Origin of the sequence: Chlorogloeopsis sp. ULAP01, assembly GCF_030381805.1 — a bacterium.
GTDB lineage: Bacteria > Cyanobacteriota > Cyanobacteriia > Cyanobacteriales > Nostocaceae > Chlorogloeopsis.
On sequence record NZ_JAUDRH010000002.1, the window covers coordinates 353,359 to 375,056 of the forward strand.

General features: G+C 41.4%; 19 protein-coding genes. 12 read left to right on the top strand and 7 right to left on the bottom strand.

The genetic code is table 11. From position 1 onward, the window contains the following. Positions 1-295: 295 nt before the first annotated feature. The gene (gene lysA / locus QUB80_RS05180; RefSeq protein ID WP_289788416.1) at positions 296-1,831 is read right to left on the bottom strand and encodes a diaminopimelate decarboxylase; all 1,536 of its coding nucleotides are present in this window, start codon (positions 1,829-1,831) and stop codon (positions 296-298) included. After that, a complete protein-coding gene (locus tag QUB80_RS05185; protein ID WP_289788417.1) occupies positions 1,764-2,162 on the bottom strand; it encodes a hypothetical protein in 399 nt (132 codons plus the stop codon). Before QUB80_RS05185 ends, lysA begins: the two co-directional genes overlap by 68 nt. A gap of 57 nt (positions 2,163-2,219) precedes the next feature. Between QUB80_RS05185 and rimI the strand changes: the two genes are divergently transcribed. Then, complete coding sequence (gene rimI, locus QUB80_RS05190) at positions 2,220-2,774, top strand: ribosomal protein S18-alanine N-acetyltransferase (protein WP_289788418.1); 555 nt, start codon at positions 2,220-2,222, stop codon at positions 2,772-2,774. Positions 2,775-3,268: 494 nt separating this feature from the next. Continuing rightward, positions 3,269-5,737 carry an ATP-dependent Clp protease ATP-binding subunit gene (locus tag QUB80_RS05195; protein ID WP_289788419.1) on the top strand — a complete coding sequence of 823 codons (2,469 nt, stop codon included), beginning with the start codon at positions 3,269-3,271 and terminating at the stop codon, positions 5,735-5,737. A gap of 101 nt (positions 5,738-5,838) precedes the next feature. Here the strand turns inward: QUB80_RS05195 and frp are convergent, their stop codons facing one another. Next, positions 5,839-6,165, bottom strand: coding sequence for a fluorescence recovery protein (frp, locus tag QUB80_RS05200; RefSeq protein WP_289788420.1), 327 nt, complete (start codon positions 6,163-6,165; stop codon positions 5,839-5,841). Between the two features lie 130 nt (positions 6,166-6,295). Then, on the bottom strand, positions 6,296-7,255 hold the full coding sequence (locus tag QUB80_RS05205; protein ID WP_289788421.1) for an orange carotenoid-binding protein: 960 nt from the start codon (positions 7,253-7,255) through the stop codon (positions 6,296-6,298). A gap of 337 nt (positions 7,256-7,592) precedes the next feature. Here QUB80_RS05205 and QUB80_RS05210 point away from each other — a divergent pair, with 337 nt between their 5' ends. From QUB80_RS05210 to guaA, 8 genes are all read left to right on the top strand, one after another. Next, complete coding sequence (locus QUB80_RS05210) at positions 7,593-7,778, top strand: DUF3096 domain-containing protein (RefSeq protein WP_289788422.1); 186 nt, start codon at positions 7,593-7,595, stop codon at positions 7,776-7,778. A 533-nt stretch (positions 7,779-8,311) separates the two neighbouring features. Continuing rightward, the gene (locus tag QUB80_RS05215; RefSeq protein WP_289788423.1) at positions 8,312-9,640 is read left to right on the top strand and encodes a cytochrome P450; all 1,329 of its coding nucleotides are present in this window, start codon (positions 8,312-8,314) and stop codon (positions 9,638-9,640) included. Positions 9,641-9,693: 53 nt separating this feature from the next. After that, a complete protein-coding gene (locus QUB80_RS05220) occupies positions 9,694-9,942 on the top strand; it encodes a Precorrin-3B methylase (protein ID WP_289788424.1) in 249 nt (82 codons plus the stop codon). 209 nt (positions 9,943-10,151) lie between these two features. Continuing rightward, positions 10,152-10,700: a hypothetical protein gene (locus QUB80_RS05225; RefSeq protein ID WP_289788425.1), complete on the top strand. Its 549-nt coding sequence runs from the start codon at positions 10,152-10,154 to the stop codon at positions 10,698-10,700. Positions 10,701-10,966: 266 nt separating this feature from the next. Further along, positions 10,967-11,644 (top strand): energy-coupling factor transporter transmembrane component T family protein, encoded by a 678-nt coding sequence (locus QUB80_RS05230; RefSeq protein WP_289788426.1) that lies wholly within the window; start codon positions 10,967-10,969, stop codon positions 11,642-11,644. A gap of 6 nt (positions 11,645-11,650) precedes the next feature. Then, positions 11,651-12,994, top strand: a complete 1,344-nt coding sequence (locus QUB80_RS05235; RefSeq protein WP_289788427.1) for an ABC transporter ATP-binding protein — start codon at positions 11,651-11,653, stop codon at positions 12,992-12,994. A 120-nt stretch (positions 12,995-13,114) separates the two neighbouring features. After that, entirely contained in the window at positions 13,115-13,687 is a 573-nt protein-coding gene (gene lepB / locus QUB80_RS05240; protein ID WP_289788428.1) for a signal peptidase I, read from the top strand. Positions 13,688-14,133: 446 nt separating this feature from the next. Further along, positions 14,134-15,756: a glutamine-hydrolyzing GMP synthase gene (guaA, locus tag QUB80_RS05245; protein WP_289788429.1), complete on the top strand. Its 1,623-nt coding sequence runs from the start codon at positions 14,134-14,136 to the stop codon at positions 15,754-15,756. A 70-nt stretch (positions 15,757-15,826) separates the two neighbouring features. Here guaA and QUB80_RS05250 read toward each other — a convergent pair whose 3' ends face one another. Both QUB80_RS05250 and QUB80_RS05255 read right to left on the bottom strand, forming a co-directional pair. Further along, the gene (locus tag QUB80_RS05250) at positions 15,827-16,315 is read right to left on the bottom strand and encodes a response regulator (RefSeq protein WP_289788430.1); all 489 of its coding nucleotides are present in this window, start codon (positions 16,313-16,315) and stop codon (positions 15,827-15,829) included. Between the two features lie 5 nt (positions 16,316-16,320). After that, on the bottom strand, positions 16,321-18,576 hold the full coding sequence (locus QUB80_RS05255; protein ID WP_289788431.1) for an ATP-binding protein: 2,256 nt from the start codon (positions 18,574-18,576) through the stop codon (positions 16,321-16,323). 479 nt (positions 18,577-19,055) lie between these two features. On the opposite strand from QUB80_RS05255, the gene QUB80_RS05260 reads away from it, so the two are divergent. After that, a complete protein-coding gene (locus QUB80_RS05260) occupies positions 19,056-19,502 on the top strand; it encodes a response regulator (RefSeq protein ID WP_289788432.1) in 447 nt (148 codons plus the stop codon). A 482-nt stretch (positions 19,503-19,984) separates the two neighbouring features. Here QUB80_RS05260 and cdf31 read toward each other — a convergent pair whose 3' ends face one another. Then, positions 19,985-20,890, bottom strand: a complete 906-nt coding sequence (gene cdf31 / locus QUB80_RS05265; RefSeq protein ID WP_289788433.1) for a CDF family zinc efflux transporter Cdf31 — start codon at positions 20,888-20,890, stop codon at positions 19,985-19,987. 208 nt (positions 20,891-21,098) lie between these two features. On the opposite strand from cdf31, the gene QUB80_RS05270 reads away from it, so the two are divergent. Further along, positions 21,099-21,452: a hypothetical protein gene (locus QUB80_RS05270; RefSeq protein WP_289788434.1), complete on the top strand. Its 354-nt coding sequence runs from the start codon at positions 21,099-21,101 to the stop codon at positions 21,450-21,452. Positions 21,453-21,698 lie beyond the last annotated feature (246 nt).

Genomic DNA, 21,698 nt, shown 5'->3' on the forward strand with positions numbered 1-21,698 from the left:
ATAGTTTTGAGAAGGAACGCCACTCGCCACTCTTGCGCAAAGTCCATCTTTCCTAATTTAAAGATCCCCTCGCAGGCATCTTCAGGACGTCTAGAAACTGAGCCAAGTACGTTGGGGGTTTTCCCCGTTGTAGATGCTAAGGCTAAGGGCTTGTGCCAGATGAAACTGGTAGGAAAACCCTTACTTTACAAAAATCACTCCGTGTTTACTATAGTTGCTCAGAGGGAAGACTATTTCCCTCTCAAGAGTACTGGCTTACTAAAGCGCTACTTGCTAATGACTACTGAGCTAATGACTAACTCTTTAGTCTTTCTGGTAGGCAATCTTGTCGAATTAAATCTTCATAAGTTTCGCGTTGCAAAATTAAATTTGCTTCGCCATTCGCCACTACAACAGCTGCCGGTCGAGACAAGCGATTGTAATTAGATGCCATACTGTAATTGTAAGCACCAGTTGCCATGACTACGAGAATATCTCCAGGTTCCGTTTTAGGCAACTGGGCATTTTTAATCACGATGTCCCCAGATTCACAATGTTTTCCAGCAATTGTGACTGTTTTTGTACAAGGATCTGACATCCGATTGGAAACCACTACACGATACACTGATTGATAAGTAATTGGACGGGGATTATCAGACATACCCCCATCAACGGCAACGTAGGTACGAATATCAGGAATTTCTTTGGATGAGCCGATAGTGTATGCTGTGACGCACGCATTAGCAATTAGCGATCGCCCTGGTTCGCACAGTAATTTCGGCAAAGGTAAATTTTCTTCTGTACAAGCGGCTTGAATGACTTCACAAATCGGCTTTACCCATTCTTCAATGCTGGGAGGATCGTCTGATTCTATATACTTAACTCCTAAACCACCGCCGACATTTAATTCTGTAATCGACAGCCCATAATTAGCAGCTTTACTCAACCACTGCACCATCACAGCAGCTAAATCCTGATGGGGTTGACGTTCAAATATCTGGGAACCAATATGAGCGTGTAAACCTACGCAATTGAGGGCTGATTGGTTACTGACAAAAGTAAATAAGTCATCCAAATCGCCCGGATCAAAACCAAATTTACTATCTAGGTGTCCGGTGCGGATATATTCGTGGGTGTGACACTCAATCCCTGGAGTCAATCGCAGCATGATGCGGATGGGGGAAGAAGACGCAAAGACAGAGAGACGCGGTGAGTCCAGCACTGCGGGAGGGTTTCCCTCCGCAGGTGACTGGCAAACCCGTAAGGGTGACGCGGAGAGAGAACTATTCCCCGTGTCCCCGTGTCCCCTTGTCCCCCCATCCTCTTCCCCTACTAACTCCACTAAAGTCCGCAATTCATACCAGTTGTCTACGACAATCGTGCAACCACACTGAATTGCCAAAAGTAATTCTTGGCGTGATTTGTTATTTCCGTGGAAGTAAATCTTCTCTGGACTCAAGCCTGCACTTAGGGCAGTATAAAGCTCGCCTCCCGATACAACATCAATTCCCAAACCTTCGGATGCAGCGATCGCGCAAACTGCTAAACAACTCCATGCTTTGGAAGCATATAGTACCTGAGCTTCACCTTGATAGTAACGCTGGAAACTTTCACGATACTGACGGCAAGCAGTTCGCAGGGTTTCTTCATCCAAAATATATAACGGTGTACCAAACTTTTGCACTAAAGTCGTCACATCACAACCACCTATTTCTAGATGATCTTGATGATTAATTTTGGCACTCAGCGGTAAAAGTCCTTGATTGGGTGAAAGATTTACGTTGTTAGTGCTTGTTGACGATAAATACTGACGACCAGAAAGTTGAACTCCAGCAGGCTGAGTCGATACCATAACTATTAAGAGTTGTCCTTGTTATTTTACTTACAGGCTTAAGCGGGTCTCGTGATTCCCAGTTTACCGAATAACGTGCTTTTTCGCCCCTGCCTTTCGGCATTGAATAAGGGTGTAGGGGTTTGCGGGTGTAGAGGGTGTAGGTGAATTCATTGTTGTTACAAAGAAAGGGAACAGGGAACAGGGAATAGGGAACAGAATGTGTCTTGTTCTCTGTTCCCCAAAAAAATGCGCGTTCTGGGTTTAAAGCCCAGTCAGAAAAAAGAATTGTTTTGTCTGGCGTTGCCCGAAAAACAAAGCGTCCTTGTTTCAATCCCACGCTTTTAAGCATGGGTTTCCCTGTTCCCTCTGAAACCTTTCTTTGATGCTGTAGACTTAACCAAAAAGTGTGAGCAAATTCAAACTAGAACTGAAATCATTAACAACAGCAGATTTAGGTGCTGTATTGGAACTGGACAAAGCCTGCTTTGGTGGTCTTTGGACAATGGAAGCATACCAAAGAGAAATAGACAGTCCCAATAGCATCTTACTTGGTTTGTTTTCGCCTTTATTTCCGCAAAAGTTAGTGGCAATGGGCTGTTTTTGGTCAATTTTAGAGGAAGCCCATATTACAATTTTGGCAGTTCATCCCCAATACCAAGGTCAAGCTTTGGGGCAGGCTATGCTGTATTCTCTACTCCAGACGTCTTGTGAGTGCGGCAGCGAACGAGCAACCCTCGAAGTCAGAGTTTCCAACCAAGCTGCTATTTCTCTGTATCAGAAATTCGGCTTCAAAGTTGCTGGACGGCGACGACGTTACTATAAAGATAACGATGAAGATGCGCTGATTCTGTGGCTGGGGGGTTTGCAATCTCCAGAATTTCAAGAAACTTTGCACTACTTACACGCCCTGATTAGCGATCGCCTCAATAATTTTTCTTGGGATTTAGCCAATCTTCGTTAGAGATGCAGTTAACTGTGCCTAGATCACCGATAATAGTCAATAGGGATTAGTTACTATTAGCTATAGACTGTTAATAAAATCCTGCAAGCATTGAGCAATTATTTCTATGCTTGAGTGTCTCACGGTGAGTTATGACTTTTTTAACTCTACTTAAACTCTACTTAATTGTTATTTTTCCTCCTATGTCTTATAAAAAATTATAATAGTGTTCAAAACAAGATTGACAAATGCAAAGTTTTATAGTATATACTTTACTTTTGGGATTGATTTCGCAATCTCGTAAATCCAGAATTTTTGTTGGTAATTAATTTCCCCAAACGCAGTCAATTCAAGCTCCTCAGTACACAGTTCACAAAAAATAATAAATAGTTAGTAGTTCCCATAAACCTGGGCGATCCCTGATTGTATGTCTATTTCTTTATACAGACATCCAATCGATTTTGCTGTGCTAAAATCAGCGTACCGGCACGACGCAGGTGATGGGAAACAATGCCATGTTTGAACGCTTCACAGAAAAAGCCATTAAGGTAATCATGCTAGCCCAGGAAGAGGCACGCCGCCTGGGACACAATTTTGTGGGTACCGAGCAGATCCTCCTGGGTCTGATTGGAGAAGGTACCGGAGTGGCGGCCAAGGTGCTGAAATCCATGGGCGTCAATCTTAAAGACGCTCGGATTGAAGTAGAAAAAATCATAGGCCGGGGTTCAGGCTTTGTAGCCGTGGAAATTCCGTTTACGCCACGGGCAAAGCGAGTTCTGGAACTATCCTTGGAAGAAGCGCGCCAATTAGGGCATAACTATATAGGTACCGAGCATCTGCTGTTGGGCCTGATCCGAGAAGGGGAAGGTGTAGCAGCCAGGGTACTAGAAAACCTGGGCGTGGATCTCTCTAAGGTAAGAACTCAAGTCATTCGGATGTTGGGAGAAACCGCTGAGGTGAGTGCCGGTGGGCAACCTCGTGGCAACAAGACCCCGACTTTAGATGAATTTGGCTCGAATTTGACCCAAATGGCATTGGACGGCAAGCTCGATCCAGTGGTGGGACGCGCCAAAGAAATTGAGCGGGTGATTCAGATTTTGGGTCGCCGCACAAAAAACAATCCCGTACTAATTGGGGAACCAGGGGTTGGTAAAACCGCGATCGCTGAAGGTTTAGCGCAGCGTATTGCCAACAAAGATGTCCCCGACATCCTGGAAGAAAAACGCGTAGTTACTTTAGATATTGGTTTACTAGTAGCAGGAACAAAATATCGAGGTGAATTTGAAGAACGCCTGAAGAAAATCATGGATGAAATTCGGCAGGCGGGAAATGTAATTTTAGTAATAGATGAGGTACACACCTTAATTGGTGCAGGTGCGGCAGAAGGCGCGATTGATGCGGCAAATATCCTCAAGCCAGCTTTGGCAAGAGGTGAGTTGCAGTGTATTGGAGCCACAACCCTAGATGAATACCGCAAACACATTGAGCGGGATGCAGCCCTAGAACGCCGTTTCCAACCAGTGATGGTCGGTGAACCTACGGTGGATGAAACTATAGAAATTTTACGCGGGCTACGCGATCGCTACGAGCAACACCATAAGCTAAAGATTTCCGACGAAGCTTTGATTGCAGCAGCGAAATTATCTGACCGTTATATCAGCGATCGCTATCTGCCGGACAAAGCGATCGACTTGATTGACGAAGCAGGAAGCCGGGTACGTTTGATTAACTCCCAACTGCCACCCGCAGCCAAGGAATTGGACAAAGAACTGCGCCAGATTTTGAAGGAAAAAGACGATGCAGTTCGCGCCCAAGACTTTGACCGAGCTGGAGAACTGCGCGATCGCGAAATGGAAATCAAAGCCGAAATTCGCGCGATCGCTCAAAGCAAATCCAATGGTGGTCGCAATGATGGTGATGAACCTGTCGTTAACGAAGAAGACATTGCCCACATTGTCGCTTCCTGGACAGGAGTACCGGTGAACAAACTCACCGAATCCGAGTCCGAAAAGCTGCTACACATGGAAGAAACCTTGCACCAGCGCCTAATTGGTCAAGAAGACGCTGTGAAGGCAGTTTCGCGGGCAATTCGTCGCGCTCGTGTCGGCTTGAAGAATCCCAACCGACCCATCGCCAGCTTTGTCTTCTCCGGGCCTACTGGTGTAGGTAAAACCGAGTTGGCAAAATCATTGGCATCTTACTTCTTCGGTTCTGAAGAAGCGATGATCCGCTTAGATATGTCCGAATACATGGAGCGTCACACCGTTTCCAAGCTGATTGGTTCGCCTCCAGGCTATGTCGGTTACAACGAAGGCGGTCAATTGACAGAAGCAGTACGTCGCCGTCCTTACACCGTGGTGCTATTTGACGAAATCGAAAAAGCGCACCCCGATGTATTCAATATGCTGCTGCAAATTCTAGAAGATGGTCGCTTAACTGATGCCAAAGGTCGCACGGTAGACTTCAAGAACACCTTGCTGATCTTGACTTCCAACATCGGTTCTAAGGTAATTGAAAAAGGCGGCGGCGGAATCGGCTTCGAGTTTGCTGAAGACCAAAGCGAACAGCAATACAACCGCATTAAGTCTTTGGTGAACGAAGAACTCAAACAGTACTTCCGTCCAGAATTCCTCAACCGTCTGGATGAAATTATCGTCTTCCGTCAACTGAGCAAGGAAGAGGTAATGCAAATTGCCGACATCATGCTCAAAGAAGTATTCGGTCGCCTCACCGAAAAAGGCATTACTTTGGAAGTGAGCGATCGCTTCAAGGAACGCCTACTGCAAGAGGGTTACAACCCCAGCTACGGTGCAAGACCTTTACGTCGGGCAATTATGCGCTTGCTTGAAGATAGCTTGGCAGAAGAAATTCTCTCCGGTCGTGTTAAGGAAGGGGATACTGCGATCGTTGATGTGGATGAAAGCGGTACTGTAACGGTAAGACCAGAACAGCGCCGGGAATTGATGACTCCCGGTGTGGAGTAAATTTTAGATTTAAAATCTAGAATTTAAAATTTGAAAGCGGTAGAAGGTGAAAGTCTTCTACCGTTTTTATTTATAGAATTATTTTCATTAACGCTAACAAGCTACATCCGCGACAGAACAGCTACCTTGGATAGCTTGTCTTGATTCAACCCTTCGAGTTCGTTCAGAGCTAACCAGCCTTCTTTGATCAATTCAGCAAAGACAAAGAGCAGAACGGAGTATTGGTAGTCATACTTGCCCTCAACTTCATGCCTTTTAGCACTCAAGAAATCGTGCAACCGCCAGAGATCACCCAAGTCCACAAGCGTAGTTGCTTGCTTTTGAACTTGTTTGAGCAAAGCATCAATTTCTCTTTTATAGGCTTGTTCAAAGGCAGTTCTAGCTATCTTCTTCTCGATGTCCGTCCACTCAGTTTCACTTGCTTGCATGATTCAACCTGAAATTTGTGCCGTAGTTATTTGGTTAAAGTCTTTTGTTTTTCTAGAGTAATTGAGCGCTCTGTTAACCAAAAGCGCTCAATTTATGATCATCGTCAATTTAGTTATTTCTATTGTCTGCCTAGCGAACTAGGTTCAAAAGTTCTTTGGGAGAAGCTAACAAGTCAATGGCTACAAAAAATATCTTACCTTCAGGATTGAGCAAAAACCGCCAAGCCATGTTCATGCCCACTGCTGCGCCAAACCAAGGGGTTTGAACTTTGCCCGTCACTTTCACTTGAGTATAGCCATCTTCTGCGGGTTCAGAGATACCCCGCTCTGGGAGCAAATTGAGATTTTGGCATTCTTCTCGGAAGAACCGCAAGATCGCATCTTTGCCCACGATTGGTCTTTGAAAAGGAGGCTGCAAAGCGCCGTCTGGTACGAATAGCTTGATCAGTTCATCAAAGTCATTTGCATTCAAGTTGTTCATGTAGTTCAACACGGTTGGGTTGTTGATACCTTGAATAGTGACTTGAGTACGTTGAGACTTTTCTTTAGGCGGAACTACAGGTTCAGAAATTTTGGTGTAGCTGCCTAGTTTATTGACATCAAACCCCATGTCCACAACGGAGTTCCGCAAGACGGTGATCTGTTGACCTTGATCCAAGGCTTTGAGAGTTTCCAATACAGCTTTAGCATTAGCTGATAGTTGATAGCCAGCTGGAATTGGCGCAACAATGCCTTGCTCCATCCATTCCCCAAGCTGATTCCAGAAACCTAGCTTAATATTAGGTGACCAAGTAGCATAGGTACGGCAAATGGGCGTATCTGCGTGGTTTGCAAGATCGCACATAACCTGAGTTTGTTCAGGAAAAGTCATTTGCTTGATTTGGTTCAGGATTCCTTCTGCAAACTGCATACTGGCTGCACCAGGAGCAGCAACGGTAATGGTTTTACCCATCTCCAAGAAAGCGAACCATGTCCATGCCAGTTGATCTTCGGCGCTGAGTTGGTTGAATCGAGCGGTTAGAGCTGGTACGGCATCCGCCGACAGTGTATTGGGGAAAATGCCACGGGCAGAGTCGATAGTAATTGCCATATTAGAGAACTACCTCACTAAGTTTTCAACTGACCCAACGTGGAGCAAGACATCTGTAGTTTACAGTTGTGCTCTCAAACCAAAATATCACAAATGTTTACAAAAAAATAATTTTCTTTACATTTGACTCAGAAATCTAGTTCCATTAGAGTTGGCAATACCTAAAAAGGCTGGCAAAACAAGCGTTTGAGCTTAGAACCCCACAACTTTTAGTCATGAGAGTATATAAGAGTATGTAAATATAAATATCAGTCTTATTAAAGAAATTAGTCTTAAGAGAGGTGTACTTATTATTAAATTGTTACTAGATTTTAGGTATTTTCCTACTCAACTAACTATGTTTGATTTGCCAATTTTACTTGCCCAACAAACTACTACTGTTCAGGTAGGTATTAATATTAATGGAATTGTTGCTTTAATAGCAGGAATACTAATTCTTATACTTCCCAGACTGCTTAACTACATTGTGGCAATATATTTGATAATTATTGGATTAGTACAGATTTTTAATCTTCGTATTTAAACTGGGCAAGTCAAATCAACAACCAGATTGAAAAGAACTGAGTTGCTATTGTTGTTTCATCTGTTATCAGCAACGCCACAACAGAGAACTGCAATGAGCCGTTAATTTAGATCTCTATGTCTGCCTTACGAGCTACAATCCAACGGAAACAAACAGGCTTACCGTATTGCGATTCCATCTCATCTTCGGCATGAATAACGTTAAAGCCTATTTGCTGTACCAATTGAAGAAGAGAAGATTAGTATCACAATCAAAGTGCCTAAAAAACATAAGATGCCCCAACCAATCCGGTGATACGAAATCAGGGGAATCTCCAAAGCCCATTGTTGCCACCACCTTGAAATTGCTAGCGTCGAATTGTCTGCCGTTGTCTGTTCTACCCAATCCAAATCCTCTGCTATTTGTGGTACATTTCATCCGTGTGCATTTAAAATTAACCAGAGAGAATACAGATGAACACAAAAATCTATCTGTATTTACCTGCATAAATTGTGTCAGTCCATATGAATGTCGATTAATTTAAGTAGGACTAGATGACAACCAGCAATACCCTTAGTTCCCTTCCTTTACCTCCTGGTAGTTATGGTTTGCCTTGGATTGGAGAAACTATACCGTTTTTAAACGATCCAGACTTTACCAAAAAGCGACAGCAAAAGTATGGTTCTGTCTTTAAAACTCAAGTATTTGGGCGTCCAACCTTAATTGTCACAGGTGCAGATGGGAACCGATTTCTATTCAGTAATGACAATAAATATTTTTCCAATAATTGGCCTCGTAGCACAAAAACACTTTTAGGTACTGCATCTTTATCAGTTCAGAAAGGTACAGAACACCATAATCGCCGCAAACTGTTATCCCAAGCTTTTCAACCACGGGCTTTAGCTAGTTATGCCAGTACAATGGAGCAAATTACCCACCAATATCTAGATAGGTGGGAGAAACTCGGTACATTTGCCTGGTATCCAGAACTCAGGAATTATACTCTTGATACTGCCTGCAAATTACTTGTAGGTACTGATTCCGCTTCCCAAACCAAATTGGGTGAGTGGTACAAAACTTGGGTTGATGGTTTATTCAGCCTGCCAATAAATTTACCGTGGACTAACTTTGGTAAAGCGTTGCGTTGCCGAAAATTATTGCTCATTGAAATAGAAAAAATAGTCCGTCAACGTCAAGAAACCGGAAATTCTGTTCAGGATGCCTTAGAACTGCTGCTACAAGCAGAAGATGAAGAAGGTAAACGCCTCAGCCTTGATGAACTTAAAGATCAACTGCTAACCTTGCTATTTGCAGGTCATGAAACTCTGACATCGGCGCTGGCTTCGTTGTGTCTATTATTAGTACAAAATCCAGAGGTTTTGGCAACTGCCCGTGCCGAACAACAGCAACTAGGTGTAGACATACCACTGACTTCAGAAAATCTCAAACAAATGACTTACCTGGAGCAAGTCTTGAAAGAAGTGTTGCGACTTATTCCTCCTGTAGGTGGTGGATTTCGCGAGGTGATTGAGCCTTGTGAATTTAATGGTTACTATATTCCTCAAGGCTGGTCTGTACTGTACCAGATTGGTAGAACCCATCAAGATAAAAGTATTTATCATCACCCAGAAGGATTCGATCCGGAACGTTTTAGTCTTGACAGGGTGGAAGACAAATCTAAGCCCTGCGGTTATATCCCCTTTGGTGGTGGGATACGAGAATGTTTGGGTAAGGAATTTGCGAAACTGGAAATGAAGATTTTTGCAGTTCTCTTGCTACGTCATTATCAGTGGGAACTACTACCCGAACAGAACTTGGAAATGATTATGACCCCAACCCCTCATCCAAAAGATGGTTTAAAGGTAAAATTTCAAAGATTGTAAAGAGCGATCGCTTTTATGGATAGGAAATCCATAGGAATTAAGAGTATTTGAATATGGCAAAGCAAGATGCTCCACTCGCTGGAGAAGAACTGATTAAGGAAGTCTGTCGGCGGATTCGAGTTGCCCGCAGCTATTGGGATGCTCACAACAACGCTGCTTGCCGAGGTGAACGCGAGCGTGCGTTAGCCCTTTACAACACCTTAAGCAAAGAACAAAAACAGCAGATTCCGCAAGTGTTGCGAGTGTGGCTGCGCTATCGTAGTGAGAAATACTTTGGTAAACACCGAACAAAAAGAGAATAAAGCTGATTAAATCGCAAGATTGAGCTTTTATATACAATATGATTTAAGGAAAGATTTAAGGAAATAACTATAGCACTACTTTTTTGTAGAAAAAGGGTCTTTGGTTATACTAAGACAATCTTTTAACAGCCAGAAAAAATGTGTTGATAGGTGTGTTTTTCGGCAAAAAACATACCACTCATAACTAAAAGCAAATTTCAAAACTTAATATGAAAAGTCCTTGGCGTTTGAGAGACTATGTATTCGCTGCCTTCATGACGATTGGCATGGTAATTGCTGTATTTATTGTCGGCCCATTCGCACCCCCTGGACTACAGCTTTTGTTTTGGGCGCCTCTGGGAGGGATTTTCCTGACTTTAGGAATGGCACGTTTACAACGTCGTGGCAGTGTAGCTTTGATGATTCTTCCTTTGGCAGTGCTACTAGGATTGATTTCACCGATTATTTCTCTGTACTTAGCTGTCACTGTTTTAGTAACTGAGTTGGTGATGTTCTTTTTAGGGAATTATCGACGTAAAATCAACCGTTTATGGGGAAATGTTCTCTTTTTTGCCAGTGCCAACTTAGGTGGTTTACTTCTTGGTGCGTATTTGATTAAAGGTTCGAGGGCAGATCCATTTGTGAAAATTGCGACGCAGCCTGGAGTACTTATCTTGCTCACAGTACTAGCAGGTATGGCAGGTATTGTTGGTTGGTGGTTAGGAGAGTCAGCAGTTAAGCAATTACAAAGAGCTGGGAAAATGGATGTTGATGTTTAAAAGGAATTGGGGGCTAGGGACTCGGTACTAGGGAATACAGAGCTTGATGACATTTTTGTAGAGTGAGTACTGCTTACTTTTCCTCAAACCCTTATTTTTACGTTGTGAATAGTGTCCCGAAGTTCCCTGGGCGTGGGAAACCCTTTCGGCAGTTGCTACAACGCGGGGAACCCGCGCAACGCACTGCCTCACTGCAGGACTTCTCTCCACCTTACGCTTATTAAAAATGGTGCAAGTTATCAGTTATACGTAAATTGATTTTCCACATGAGGAAGCGTAATTTCCTTACTCAGATTAATCCTCTACTCAAAATTATTGTTTGTATTACCATCCTGTTTGTAGCTCTGCTCCTGCACGATATCAAAGCTATTAGTGTCTTAGTAATTACCTTATTGACACTAGTACTAGTTTCCGTGCGAATCAACCTGAAAATTTTTGCGTATGTGGCGATCGCTCTACTTATATTCATGGCTATTTCCACCTGGCTGAGGGATTTCCACATTTCTGTGATTAGTAGCTTGCGTCTGTTTGCGATTCTGTTACCAACCCCACTCCTTGCCAGTACTACCTCACCATCCGATTTAGTGAGAGCAATTCAAGCCGCACGCTTACCCAATTTTATTGTTTTGAGTTTGATGCTGATTTGGAGATTTTTGCCTGTTATTCAACAAGAAGCCCAGCGAATTATTGAAGCTAATTGGTTGCGGGGTATAAATGTAGTACGTCAGCCAAGGCAGTGGTTTTCTGGCTTGTTGATGCCGTTGATTTTTCGGATTGTTGCCTATGCAGATGATGTTACCGTAGGTTTAGAAACCAGAGGTTACGATCCCCAGGCTCCACGCAGTAATAGCCAACCTTTGCGATGGCAACTAAAAGATACTATCTTTGCTGTCAGTGCTGCTGCGATTGTGATAGTTGTGGGATATCTGGAATGGGTAGCTTGAGAACACATGGCATCCAACCAACCGCTTGTTGAAGTAGTAAATCTGACATTTACATATCCAGGAAAATCCCAGCCAACGATAGAGGATGTAAATTTTAGCCTCTATCCTGGTGAGATTACCTTAATTGCTGGAGCAACCGGAAGTGGAAAAAGTACGTTTTTGAATTGCTTGGCTGGAATTACTCCTAATCACACAGGTGGAAAATTATATGGTAGTATTTTTTACCAAGATATTAACTTAGCAGAGTGGTCAGTTCGACAGCGATCGCAACATTTCTGCGTGCTCCTGCAAAACGTAGAAACGCAAATTTTTACAGAGCGAGTTTGGGAAGAATTTGTATTCGGTTTGGAAAACTGGAACGTACCGCCGAACCAAATACTGCAATTAGCTGATAATTCACTGCAAGAATTTGGTTTAGAGGCACAACGAAATTGGTTCATTCGCCAACTCTCAGCAGGGCAGAAGCAACGTCTGCTGATTGCCTGTCTTTTGGCAATTGGACAACCTGTGATGTTGTTAGATGAACCTTTGGCTTACCTGGATGCTAAAGGTGTTGAACTTCTGCTGCAACTATTGAAATCAAGGGCAGAAAAAGGTCAGTCTGTAATTATCGTTGAACATCGGATAGATGTAGTCAAAAAGATATGCGATCGCTCCTACTATTTCCAACAAGGCAAACTCATTGAGTCGGAGAAATCTCTCCCCTCTGCCATTCTCCCTCTCCCCCCTTCACCCACTCCCCCACTCCTCTCTTCTCCCAATCTCCTTCGCACTCACGGGCTGAGTTGGGGTGGATACCCTCCCTTTCCCGATTTGCAAGTAGGAGCAGGGGAAACTATTTTACTCAAAGGAGGTAATGGCTGCGGCAAGACGACACTGCTGAAACTTTTGTGTGGATTACTCAAGCCAACAACAGGAAAATTAGAAATTTTGGGCAGAGATACGAGCAAACGCACTGTTGTGCAAATTGCTAAAGATGTTGGTTTTGTACTTCAAAATCCCAATCATCAGTTATTTGCTGACAGCGTGCGAGCGGAAATTCAACAACCCGAAGTCACAAAAGCGATCGCTGATTTGTTATTAGAACAACTGAATTTAAGCGATCACGCCAACGAGCATCCCCAAGCACTTTCTCAAGGGCAAAAAAGGCGGTTAGCGCTGGGTGCAGTCTTAGCCAGACAACCGAAAATTTGCCTGTTGGATGAAATTATGGTAGGACAAGATCCCAACTCTTTATCTTTAATGCTTAATGTCTTGAGTAACTTTACTCAGCAAGGAGGGGCTTTGATTTTCACCTCTCATGTTCCTCTGCCATCAGAAGTGCTGAATATTCAAGTTATAGAACTGTAACTTCAAAATTACTAATGTTTGTTTTGACAGTGCAAATCTAACTTGCTTGGAAATATACTTTTAGCGTCAAAATAATCAAGGTATGTGTTTCACTTCATTCTTAACTGGTTCTAAAATTCTATGATCCCTCGCGAAAGTGATGCAAAACAAGTGCCAGCTTCATCAAAGGGATGGCAAAGTTGGCGAGAAAATCTGACTCTGGTATTGATCGCCTTAGTTTTGGCATTTTTAATCAGGACTTTTATTGCCGAACCTCGCTACATTCCCTCAGATTCAATGGTGCCAACCTTACATACAGGCGATCGCTTGGTAGTAGAAAAAGTTTCCTATTCTTTTCATCTGCCACGCTTGGGTGATATAGTTGTTTTTCGTCCTCCCGATGAACTACAACGACGGGGATACCCAAAAGACCAAGCTTTTATCAAGCGCGTGATTGGAGAACCAGGTAAAGTAGTTACCATTGCTAAAGGCAAGGTTTACATTAACGGACAACCTTTGCAAGAAAACTATATTGCTGAACCACCAAATCAGCCATTTTCACCAGTAGTTGTTCCTGAAGATGAATTTTTTGTTATGGGAGACAACCGCAACGATAGTAATGACTCCCGTTACTGGGGCTTTTTACCAGAAAAAAATATTATCGGTCGTGCGGTGTTTCGCTTTTGGCCCCTTGACCGAATAGGATTTATCTAAAAGGGGATTGGGTAAAGAGGACACAGGGACAAAGGGACACGGAGACACGGGGACATGGGGAATATTTTTGATAGTTTCTCCGCGTCACCGTGTCTGGTTGTCTTTGCGTCTTCCTCTCCCCCTCCCCTTGTCCTCTTCAAGCGTCTCTAGTCCCTAAATTTCTTGTCAAATCCAAAACTGCTTGTTCGCGAATCGCAAAATTATGTTAACTTATTATGAATAATCATAACAATTCCAAATAAATAAACTTTTAAGTAGCTACTCTAGAGTATTTTTTTCTTCTTAACACCATTGATGGATATGTAGGCAGGGTAAGCGCGTTCTAAACAGCGTTTGTAACGGTATTTGTTAACCTTACAAGCCTGAGAAAGAGCATATAACGATATTAGCCACATTCTAGAGCAACAACCATATTCTTTTACTTTTCCATCCACACACTCCCCGTTATGAACACAGCGGTGACCCTACCAACACAACAAGAGGATCAAACAGTAGAATCTCTGGGGCAAATTAATCGCCAGATGATTGTGATTCTCGATTTTGGCTCTCAGTATTCTGAATTGATTGCCCGCAGAATTCGAGAAACCCAAGTTTATTCAGAAGTACTTTCTTATCGAACCACAGCCGAACAATTGCGGCAACTCAATCTGAAAGGAATAATCCTTTCTGGTGGGCCCAATTCAGTTTACGACAAAGGTGCTCCTAAATGTGACCCAGAAATTTGGCATTTGGGAATCCCGATCCTGGGTGTTTGCTACGGTATGCAGCTGATGGTACAGCAGTTAGGCGGAGAAGTAGCAAGAGCTGAACGGGGTGAATATGGTAAGGCATCACTACACATAGACGATCCAACAGACTTGTTTACCAATGTTGAGGATGGCACGACTATGTGGATGAGTCATGGTGACTCTGTTACAGCCATGCCCTCTGGATTTGAATTGCTGGCACATACAGAAAATACTCCCTGTGCTGCGATCGCCGATCACAAGCGGAAACTTTATGGCGTTCAGTTCCATCCAGAAGTAGTGCATTCTGTTGGCGGTTTAGCATTAATCCGTAATTTTGTTTACCACATTTGTGAATGCGAACCCACTTGGACAACTGCTGCCTTTGTTGAAGAAGCAATTCGCGAAATTCGCGCCAAAGTTGGTAGCAAGCGGGTGTTATTGGCACTATCTGGTGGAGTGGATTCTTCTACTCTGGCTTTTTTACTACATAAAGCGATCGGCGATCAGTTGACTTGTGTCTTTATTGACCAAGGCTTTATGCGCAAGTATGAGCCAGAGCGGTTATTAAAGTTATTCCAAGAACAGTTTCACATTCCTGTAGAGTACGTAAATGCTCGCGATCGCTTCCTTGTTGCTCTTACTGGTGTCACCGATCCAGAAGAAAAGCGTCGTATTATTGGCCACGAATTTATCAGTGTATTTGAGGAAGAGTCGAAACGTCTTGGCCCTTTTGATTATCTAGCACAAGGCACGCTTTATCCAGATGTAATTGAATCCGCCGATACCAACGTCGATCCGCAAACAGGCGAAAGGGTAGCGGTGAAAATCAAAAGCCATCATAACGTTGGTGGTTTGCCTAAAGATTTGCGATTCAAACTGGTAGAACCATTACGGAAACTTTTTAAGGACGAAGTTCGTAAAGTCGGGCGTTCTATTGGTTTGCCAGAAGAAATTGTACAACGTCATCCGTTCCCCGGCCCTGGTTTGGCAATTCGGATTTTAGGTGAAATTACTGCCGAAAGGTTGAAGATTTTACGGGATGCCGATTTGATTGTGCGGCAGGAAATTAACCAGCGTGGTTTATACCACCAATACTGGCAAGCATTTGCTGTCTTGTTGCCAATCAAGAGTGTCGGTGTTATGGGTGATCAGCGTACCTATGCCTATCCTATAGTTTTACGTATTATCACTAGTGAAGATGGCATGACTGCCGATTGGGCGCGCGTACCTTACGATGTACTAGAAGTGATTTCCAACCGGATTGTCAATGAAGTCAAAGGTGTCAACCGTGTGGTTTATGACATCACCTCGAAGCCACCTGGAACTATTGAGTGGGAATAAAGGAAATGGTTAATGGTTAATAGTTAATGGCTAATGACAATGAACAATTAGCTATTAACTATTAACATCACTAATAATTAGGATAGTTGTTTGTTGGGTTATAACCACCTATTGACGTATCAGGAAGAACCACAATATCCAACCAATAAGTTAGGAAACTGTGAAATGTTTGTTTTAATCGCTTAATATCAATAGGTTTAATAATGTAACTAGCAACACTACATCCGTAACAGATTTCAATATCTCTAGGATTAGAAGAAGTAGTAAACACTACAACAGGGATTTTCTTGAGGTTTTGATCCAGTTTAATCTGTTCTAATACTTCTCGCCCATCAGTTCCCGGTAAATTCAGATCTAGTAGAATAAGCCAAGGACGGGGAGCAATTTGAGGCTCTTGATAGGCACCCGTATGATAAAGAAAGTCAAGTGCCTCATCGCCATCCGTACAGCGAAATATAGGATTTAGCACTTGTTGATGGTGCATCATTCGCTGTAAGGCTTCAAAATCTTCATCGCTATCTTCAATCACCAGTATGGGTTGAGCACTGTTGCCAATCATTAGATTCAGTTAGCTTTCTGCAAAGTGAAATAAAATGTACTACCTTCACCGTAGGTTGACTCCACCCAAATTTTACCGCCATGTCGCTCTACAATTTTTTTGGCGATCGTCAATCCTGCGCCTGTGCCACCTCCATATTTGTTAGGGCTGTGCAATCGTTTAAAAATCCGGAAAATAGCTTCAAAATGTTTTTCCCGAATACCAATCCCATTATCTTGTACATAAAATGTTACTGTTTCTGAAGCTTCCATATAGCCAATTTCAACTAATTTCTCGGCTTTATCATTATATTTAATGGCATTAGTAATTAAGTTACTAAAAACCTCGCCTAACTGAATGCGATCGCAGTAAACTATTGGTAGTGGTCTAGGTATACTAATCACTGCACCCGTCTCTTCAATACGAGCACCCAACAAATCTAAAATTCGTTGTAAAACAATATTTAAGTCAATCTGCTGCAACATGAGATCCACTCTTCCTAGTCGGGAAAACCGTAACAGTGAATCAATTAAATCTTCCATCCGTTGAGTGAGACGAATTAGCGTTTTGAGCTTGGCTTTGCCTTCCTCATTCAGAATTTCGCCATAATCTTCGATTAAGAAATTAGAGTAATTATGAATACCGCGTAATGGTTCTTTTAAATCGTGCGACGCAATGTAAGCAAAAGCATCTAACTCTTGATTGCTACGTTCTAGTTCAAAGTTGAGTTTTGCCAACTCATCTATCTTTCGCAACACAATACTAATAATTGCACTTCGTAAATCCAATGCTACATTAACTTCCCAAGGTTTCCAAGGTAAAGATTTAAGGTGAACAGTTTGTTTCCATAGTTCAAAAGATTTCCGAGGCGACAAGCGCAAAGTACCATCTTCAATTACTTCTATAGATTGGTTGGGATCGCCTCCCCAATTCACGGTTTGTAATACTTCTGGACGAAACCACAAAACATAATTATTATGAGTTTTGGAGATAGAAAGCGCAATTAAACCGCTAGCAACATCTTTGAATTTTTCTGCTTCCGGATATCTTCTTGGTAAAGAATCTGTATAAAAAATTTCTCCAGTTACGTTTTGACTGATCCATTTAATTAAGTCCTGAATTTCTTGTTGATTTGGAGTGTTACCAATGAAATAAAGTTCGTCTTCAAAACAAACTACAGCACCTTGAGCATTGACGAGATTGAGTATATTCGGCTGATTGTTCAGTAAGCCATTGATAAAATTTTCCTCCGCCGACATATATTCCACTAACTTTGTTTGAATAGATTTGATTGCAATTTTGTCTTCGGAGTCTTCATTATCTTCTTTGGATGCTATTTCTAGAGATGTCATTTGTCCTAGAAACTCACAAGCATGACGAATTTCATAAGGTACATATTTGGGTGTGTAATGATGACAAGCAATTAATCCCCATAATTTATTGTTTCTAATCACAGAAATTGTCATTGTTGCCTTTACACCCATATTTTGCAGATACTCAATATGGCAAGGAGATACACTCCGCAATACTGAATGACTTAAATCTAAAGGCTCGTTAGTTAAAGGATTATGGGCGGGGATAATTGCAGCTGGTTGATAATCAATATTTGGGATGAAGCGAAGCCAGTTTTGCTTAAAAAGGTTTCTGGCTAATGGAGGAATATCTAAAGCTGGGTAATGTAATCCTAAATAGGAGGTAAGATGTTCTTCTTTATCTTCCGCAATAACTATGCCATTTTTGTCTTCGTCAAACTTATAAATCATTACTCTATCAAATTTAATAATTCTCCTCATCTCTTTGGCAATAATCTGACTAATTTCAGTAAAAGTATAAGCCGATTGCAGTTTTGATAAAGCTTGTTTGACTAAATTGTAAAATTTAAAGTAAAAATTATTTCTTTCTGAGACTGTTGGTTCTAACTCCAGAATTAGCACTTCCATCTGACGATGAACTATACCATCAAAATTTCTAGTTTTTTCAGATGATGCGATCGCCAATTCAATTGGGTTAGCTACCTGTACAGTTTCTTGATTCAAACAATCAACAAAATGTTCCATTTGTTCAGAATCAAGTAATTTACTGAGTGGTTGATTAAGTAATTCTTCGGGAGATAAACCTAAAATATATTGTGTATTATTACTAATTTGTAAAATTATTAGCTCTGGTTCTTTTAATGTTAAAATCACCCCATGTGACTGAACAGAACCAGGAATATGAATTGGTTCTTGCTCATATGTATTTAAATCTAATTGCAAGAAATCGTAATTTTTCTCAGTAGCCACGTTCTAGATAGTTATACAGAATATTGAAGGTATAAAAGGCTGTATTGATAACACATAGTAAAAAATGTGTTCAAGGTAATTTTATGGGTTGCACTTTTGTGAGATCAGCTTTTTTATATCTCAGCTATACGCAAAAAATTTGATTTTAACTACTTAAGATATTTTTAATAAATGGTAATATATCTAAGAGAATTCTGTTGAAAGAGTTTACATAATTCAATGAAAAACTTGTCGGCTCTGTAATTTAGTTCAGAGATTTTTGTGCTGCTTTTGGGCGATCGCTACTATGCTATGTGAAGAAATACTATGACCAATTGGATGTATTGCACAAGCTATCTTTCCTCAAAACAAATCTAACAGCAAGCCCTGTTTTATGAGATGCCATAGAAATTACAAGAAATTTCTATCAGCATACATCACATCTACACTAACGCAGTAAAATTACTGAAGGAAACAGAGAACAAATGAGGGATAAGATCATGAGGGATTTTTCTCTTTTTTCCAATATTGATGGAGACTCCGCCCAGCCTTCTCTCCCTCTTACTAATTTAAAAATCCTCATTGTAGATGATGATGAAGACAGCCGTTTTTATATTTCTACCGTATTAGAAGCAGATGGAGCTATTGTTACCACAACCAAATCAGCAGCAGAAGCGCTAGAGGTACTACCGCAATTGCAACCTGATATTTTGGTTTGTGATATTGGTATGCCTGATGAGGATGGATACACCTTAATTCAGAAAGTGCGTGCTTTAAAGATAGATCAGATAGCAAATGTGCCTGCTGTGGCATTAACTGCCTATGCCGATAGTGAAGATAGGGTGCGTGCTCTTGGAGCCGGCTTTCAAAGTCATGTGACAAAACCCGTAGATCCAGCAGATTTAGTTATGGCTGTAATTAATGTATTAGCTACCGGTAAGGGTTAACAACATGGTGAGTTATGAATATATAAATCCTCAATGAATTAAAGACAAAAATGATTAATAATTAATAACTGACAGCCAGATACTTCACTCTTATCTATCAGTTATTAATTGTAAATATATCTACAGGCATAAATTTCATTTTAAAGATAGATGATATGAAATAAAGATTAGAAAAAGAATAAGACTAGATGTTTACGAACTTCGACCGTTCTGATAGAGAGTTTAATCTCTCGTTGCTCGTAATAAAGTGGAGGAAGCGACAAAAACTCCACAACCATCTAGATTTATTTAATATTTTGTACTGTCTGCCTCTATGACACCGCTCTCCTTCTAGACGCAGCAAAGGAACACAACGATAAAACTTCCTGCCAGTACTTTTTGTTATAGTCTCAATTTACCAATGAATCTAGCTGTGGTTTACCTATCTGAAGTGATAAATAACATCTAACCAAAGATAGAAAATTAATTAAAACTCAATCAATTCATGACTTAGAATCAAGACCAATGCTAATTTGTTCAGACTGGTATTGTGGTGGCTCAACGTGAATTAAAATCCTGACAGGGCCAAAACGTTTTTCTAGTTCCATTTCAACCTCTTCAGTAATGCGATGAGCAGTTTCTAGGTCTTGAGCATTTACTATTAAATGCATTTCAATGAAGACTTGGCGGCCAACAATACCACGAGAAGCAATGTCATGGCAATTAATGACTCCAGGCACCGAAACAGCGATCGCATGAATTACTTCTGGAGCGATCGCCATTTGATCCACAAGCCAGGGTAAGTTTTCTTTTAAAACTGTCCATCCGCTCCAAAATACCAATACAGCTACAGGGAAAGCTAATACTATATCTAACCACTGATAACCCAACCATACCCCAATCAAACCGCCAATTACAGAAATTGTCACCCAAATATCGCTCATCGTATGTTTGGCGTCAGCAATCAAAATTGGGCTACCCACTCTAATACCTATGTGCCGTTCGTAAAATGCTACAAAAATATTCACACCCAGTACAATCAGTAATAACCATAACTCTGATGGTGAGATTTTGACTGGTTCACCACCATTGAGAATGCGTTCAATAGCCCCTTGGAGAATCTCAAAGCAGGCTATGCCCAAAAAAGCAGCTATTCCTAAAGCTCCGACTGCTTCAAATTTCAGATGTCCATAAGGATGTTCGCGATCGGGTTGTGGCGAAGCAAAGCTGCTGGCAATTAATCCCAAAATATTATTTGCACTATCTGTCACGCTGTGCAGAGCGTCAGCTAGTAAACTGAGAGAACCTGTTAATTTACCTACAACTGCTTTTAATCCCATTACGAATATATTTAGCAGTAGAGTAATAATTAAAACTTTTCTAACTTGATTACGGTTATCTAAAGTCATAGATTTTTAAAGAGTATATTCTATGACTTTAAGTGTAGAAGTAAACACACTAAAAAAATATATAGAACTCTTACACTGTAATAATTTTGTCTTGCCACAACTCAGAATATTATTCTAAGTTAATTGTTGCAATAGATAAGAAAACGGCACTTTATGACCCATCACCAGGAAAATGGTATTTGTACCAAAATGTTTTAACACCTAGCTCATGTCCGCAAGTAACCTGACGTTGAACCTAGTAGAGGGATCTGTTTCCTTTAGCTTTTCACCCCAAGCAGCACAAGAATTAAAAGCAGCCCTAGAGCAATTAATGAATAGTCTGAAAGCTGTTGCGACAAAAACCAGTTCTGGCAGCAATAAAGTTAGTCCGCAACGGCCAATAGAATATCGTTATACAGGAGAAGTATTTTTAGAGATTTTCTGTAATCCTAATATCTGGGCAACCCCTTTTGCTGCGAAAGTCCTACTTACTGTCCGTGATGATAAAATTCGCTTAAGCACAGAAGCTGAACTAACTCGTGTGATAGAAGACGTCAACTTGTACTTAGAGCAAGCAGAGTAATGTTGATTGTTTATTGTTGGTTACTGAAAACCAATTTATAAAGTTTGGATCATGGGTAATAACACACAAATCATTCCAAGTACAACTAACCCCTCATGATCCAGAACAAAAAATTACCGGAGCAGTTACCAATGTTAAACTACTCCGGCACAAGCAATAAACTTACTCAAAAACAGAAAAAACTTCAGCCCCTATGCAAGTAAATTTCAAAAACTGACGTACCAACAATTGCAATACGTTTAATAA

Bases quoted from the DNA above. Each gene is read 5' to 3' on its own strand.
- lysA (WP_289788416.1), bottom strand. From the start codon at position 1,831: ATGGTATCGACTCAGCCTGCTGGAGTTCAACTTTCTGGTCGTCAGTAT.
- QUB80_RS05185 (WP_289788417.1), bottom strand. From the start codon at position 2,162: ATGCTTAAAAGCGTGGGATTGAAACAAGGACGCTTTGTTTTTCGGGCA.
- QUB80_RS05195 (WP_289788419.1), top strand. From the start codon at position 3,269: ATGTTTGAACGCTTCACAGAAAAAGCCATTAAGGTAATCATGCTAGCC.
- frp (WP_289788420.1), bottom strand. From the start codon at position 6,165: ATGCAAGCAAGTGAAACTGAGTGGACGGACATCGAGAAGAAGATAGCT.
- QUB80_RS05205 (WP_289788421.1), bottom strand. From the start codon at position 7,255: ATGGCAATTACTATCGACTCTGCCCGTGGCATTTTCCCCAATACACTG.
- QUB80_RS05210 (WP_289788422.1), top strand. From the start codon at position 7,593: ATGTTTGATTTGCCAATTTTACTTGCCCAACAAACTACTACTGTTCAG.
- QUB80_RS05215 (WP_289788423.1), top strand. From the start codon at position 8,312: ATGACAACCAGCAATACCCTTAGTTCCCTTCCTTTACCTCCTGGTAGT.
- QUB80_RS05220 (WP_289788424.1), top strand. From the start codon at position 9,694: ATGGCAAAGCAAGATGCTCCACTCGCTGGAGAAGAACTGATTAAGGAA.
- QUB80_RS05225 (WP_289788425.1), top strand. From the start codon at position 10,152: ATGAAAAGTCCTTGGCGTTTGAGAGACTATGTATTCGCTGCCTTCATG.
- QUB80_RS05230 (WP_289788426.1), top strand. From the start codon at position 10,967: ATGAGGAAGCGTAATTTCCTTACTCAGATTAATCCTCTACTCAAAATT.
- QUB80_RS05235 (WP_289788427.1), top strand. From the start codon at position 11,651: ATGGCATCCAACCAACCGCTTGTTGAAGTAGTAAATCTGACATTTACA.
- lepB (WP_289788428.1), top strand. From the start codon at position 13,115: ATGATCCCTCGCGAAAGTGATGCAAAACAAGTGCCAGCTTCATCAAAG.
- guaA (WP_289788429.1), top strand. From the start codon at position 14,134: ATGAACACAGCGGTGACCCTACCAACACAACAAGAGGATCAAACAGTA.
- QUB80_RS05250 (WP_289788430.1), bottom strand. From the start codon at position 16,315: ATGATTGGCAACAGTGCTCAACCCATACTGGTGATTGAAGATAGCGAT.
- QUB80_RS05260 (WP_289788432.1), top strand. From the start codon at position 19,056: ATGAGGGATTTTTCTCTTTTTTCCAATATTGATGGAGACTCCGCCCAG.
- cdf31 (WP_289788433.1), bottom strand. From the start codon at position 20,890: ATGACTTTAGATAACCGTAATCAAGTTAGAAAAGTTTTAATTATTACT.
- QUB80_RS05270 (WP_289788434.1), top strand. From the start codon at position 21,099: ATGTCCGCAAGTAACCTGACGTTGAACCTAGTAGAGGGATCTGTTTCC.